The 3,465-nt window shown below is 68.3% G+C and carries 3 protein-coding genes; all 3 read left to right on the plus strand.

Annotation, left to right across the window (positions count from 1 at the left end):
* Nucleotides 1–1,062: porin (locus tag DBR23_RS28755; RefSeq protein WP_108500313.1), on the plus strand; the 1,062-nt coding region annotated here is incomplete at its 5' end.
* A gap of 908 nt (nucleotides 1,063–1,970) precedes the next feature.
* Nucleotides 1,971–2,948: a tripartite tricarboxylate transporter substrate binding protein gene (locus DBR23_RS28765; RefSeq protein WP_059400362.1), complete on the plus strand. Its 978-nt coding sequence runs from the start codon at nucleotides 1,971–1,973 to the stop codon at nucleotides 2,946–2,948.
* 21 nt (nucleotides 2,949–2,969) lie between these two features.
* A partial coding sequence (locus DBR23_RS28770) for a cupin domain-containing protein (protein WP_108500314.1) occupies nucleotides 2,970–3,465 on the plus strand: 496 nt, incomplete at its 3' end.

Consider the following 3,465-nt stretch of genomic DNA (forward strand, 5'->3'; position numbering starts at 1 on the left):
GCCAATGCCCAGAGCAGCGTGACCATGTATGGGCGGGTGGATGCCGGGATGGACTCGCCGAGATCGGGGGGCTCGAGTGTCAATCGGCTGGTATCGGGCGGAAGTGCGGGGAGCAACCTGGGTTTTCGCGGCGTGGAGGACTTGGGAGGAGGGCTTGCCGCCGTCTTCCGCCTCGAGATGGGCATCAACCTCGACGACGGCACGCTCGGCCAAGGCGGTCGCGCGTTCGGGCGCGAGGCGTCGGTCGGCCTGAGCGATGCGCGGTTCGGCACGCTGCAGATGGGCCGTATTCCCACTCCGTACTACATGGTCCAGAGCAGTGTGGACGCCTTCGTCTGGGAAGGCGCCGGCGGGCTGCTCGCGCTCACCAGAAACGTCAGCCCCACCACGCAGCGCCAGGTGCTGCCGATGGGGGTGTCGGCGCGGCAGGACAACGCGGTCAACTACGTGTCCCCGCGCTGGGGCGGCATCGAGTTCCGCGGCCAGTACTCCTTCGGCGAGAACTCGACGACGATCGGACGCGGGTACGGCGCATCCGCGCGCTACCAGGCCGGGGGCTTCGACCTCAATGCGGGCTTCCAGCGGCAGGAGGGGCCGGACGATGCTGCGGGCAAGGTCTCGGCGATGGTGGTTGGCGGCTCCTACGACGCCCGCTTCGCCAAGTTCTTCCTGGGCATGACGGTGGAGAAGAACTCCTGCGCGACCTGCACCGGGGCAATCGCCCGCATGCCCGGTGCTTCGACGAGCGAATTCCGGCTGACCAACCTCGGCGTGCGCGTGCCGTTCGGACAGTTCACGGCCGTTGCCCAGTTCACCCGCGTCAACGACCGGTCCGACTACACGGCGTTGACGGGCAACCGGGACGCGAACTGGATCTCGCTTGGCGGCGACTACGACCTGTCCAAGAGGACGCGCCTGTACTTCGGCGTGGGACAGATCAGCAACAAGAACGGGTCGCAGTACGTGCTGGGCACCGGCACTGCCCAGGCCCCGGCCATGCTGGTCGGCTCGTCCAGCGGCAGCTCCCGCAACATCTACATGGGGGTCCGTCACAACTTTTGATGGCGACCGGCGGCACGCCGCTGCGGCCCCGCGATGGGCCGCGGTGGCTGGGCGCCGGGATCCCCGCATTGTTATCTCCAAGGTTTGGTGCCGGGGCAACCCGGCGCCTTTTTTTGTGCACGGGCGCCTGCCCGGGGAAAGCGCCGAGAAGGTGGGCAAGGGCATCGTCTCCCGCGCGAGGTCGGGCCGACCGTCCCGCGCCCGAGGCGGTGGCCAAGGTGGCGCGCATTGGGGGCGGCACAAGGAGCCTGCTTGGAGCTGCGCCCCGGAGCGGCGGCGCCGCCTTGATCGGCTCGCGCGGTGGCCTGGTGAGCGCGCGCCGCGGCCGAGGGCCCGTCGCGTCGTCCGTGCAGTCACTGAACATGGACTCTCCCGGACCGCCGATCCCCGGGACCGTCGGATGCGCTGGCGCGTGCCGTTCGGCCGCGCCGCCCGGGCTTTGAGCGACGGCGGGCGCCTTCTCGCGCAGGACTGCACGTTGCGCTTCGGCCTAGTGCTCAGCGATGCGGATGCGCTCGCCCGCTGCCAGGCAAGCGCGGCGGGCAAGGGCAGGACCAGGATCTCCGGAGCGCCGAACCGGTCCGCGTTGATGTCGAGCACGAACTGCGCTTCGTGCAACCGTGCCTGCACCCAGCGGTGACCATGCTGGCGGTCGTCGCCCGCGCGCCGCGTGGCGTGAACGCCTGGCCCATGCCCCTGGAGGGCGACGCGTCCCTTTGTGGCCGGCCACCGCCGACGACGGCGGAGACCTCCGAAAGGCGCGGAGCATGGCGAATTCATTTCTTCGATACAGCGAATAGGCCAGCCTGCGTTGCCGGGCACGCACCGGCCCCCCAGAATTGACAGCGGTCAACAAATCGTCCGCGACAACGAATCGCGGATATCGACAACCGCCCAGGAGACACCCCATGAAAACCTTCCAGGTCGCCGCGGCCCTCGCCGTGTCGCTCATTTGCGCCGCCATTCCGGTGCACGCACAAGCACCAGCTTCCCGTGACTATCCCAGCCGGCCGATCCGGATGATCGTACCGTTCCCCGCCGGCGGTCCCACCGACCTGCTGGCCCGCGTCGTCGGGCAGCGTATGGGCGAGTTGATGCGCCAGCCGATCGTGGTGGACAACAAGCCGGGCGCCAACACCATCATTGGCGCCGATGCCGTCGCGAAGGCGGCGCCGGACGGCTACACGCTGCTGATGGCCATCGACAACACGCTGGTGATGAACCAGTACCTCTACGCCAAGCTGCCCTACGATCCCGTCCAGGATTTCGAGCCGATCGGCAAGGTGGCCACCACGCCCCTGGTGGTCATGACCCACCAGGCCGGACCCCAGTCCATGCAGGCGCTGCTCGCGCAGTCCAAGGCCGGCGCCGCCGCAATGAGCTATGGCTTCGGCACCTTCACGTCCCAGCTCTCCGGCGAGCTGCTCAAGCGCACGCTGGGCAAGGAGGTGGTCTCGGTGCCCTACAAGGGCAGCGCGGGCACGACCCAGAGCCTGCTGACCAAGGACGTCACGTTCACCATCGACGGCATCACGACCGCCATGCCCCATTTCGAGAAGGGCACGCTGCGGCCGCTCGCGCGCCTGAGCGCCAAGCCCATCCCCACGCTGCCCAACGTGCCATCGATGGCCGATGTGGGGATCAAGCTGCCCGACATCGACGTGTGGATGGCGTTGCTGGCGCCCAAGGGCACGCCCGCTGCGGTGGTGGACGAGCTCAACCGCGCGCTGACGCAAGCCCTCGCGTCCAAGGACGTGCAGGAGAAGCTCCTGGGCGCCGGGCTGCTGGCCGACGCCAGCTCGCCGCAGGCGCTGCGCAGCTTCATCGCCTCGGAGGCCGCGAGGTGGCGTCCCGTCATCGCGGAAGCCGGCATCAGGATCGATTGACATTCACGAAGGAGATTCACCATGACCACGAACAGCCCCAGCCACAGCTTCGCCCCGATCGTCAACAGCGCCGCGGAGTGGCGCGCGGAGATGGCGCGCCTGAACAAGCCGGGCCAGCCCAGCTTCTTCCACATCCGGACCCAGTTGCCGAAGCAGGGCCGCACCAACCAGGTCCTCGGCGCGTCGCGCTACATGAACGTGGTGCTCAAGACCTACGCGAGCGGTGGCGAGAACGAGATCCACGCGCATTCCAACGAGGACCACGTGTTCGTCATCCTGCAGGGCGGCGCGGTGTTCCACGGGCCGAATGGCGAGACGCGCGAGGCAGGCAGGAACGATTGCGTGCTGCTGCCGGCCGGCACCTTCTACTGGTTCCACGCCAAGGAAGACCGCGAGGAACTCGTCATGCTGCGCATCGGCGCGCACATCGACCCCGACAGCGACGTGCTCGCGCGCATCGACCTGGAGGGCAAGCCCTTCGATGGCTATTCCGAGAAGAACAAGGAAGTGCCCGTGG

This window comes from Acidovorax sp. HMWF018 (assembly GCF_003061035.1).
In the GTDB taxonomy this organism is placed as follows: Bacteria; Pseudomonadota; Gammaproteobacteria; order Burkholderiales; family Burkholderiaceae_C; genus Acidovorax; species Acidovorax delafieldii.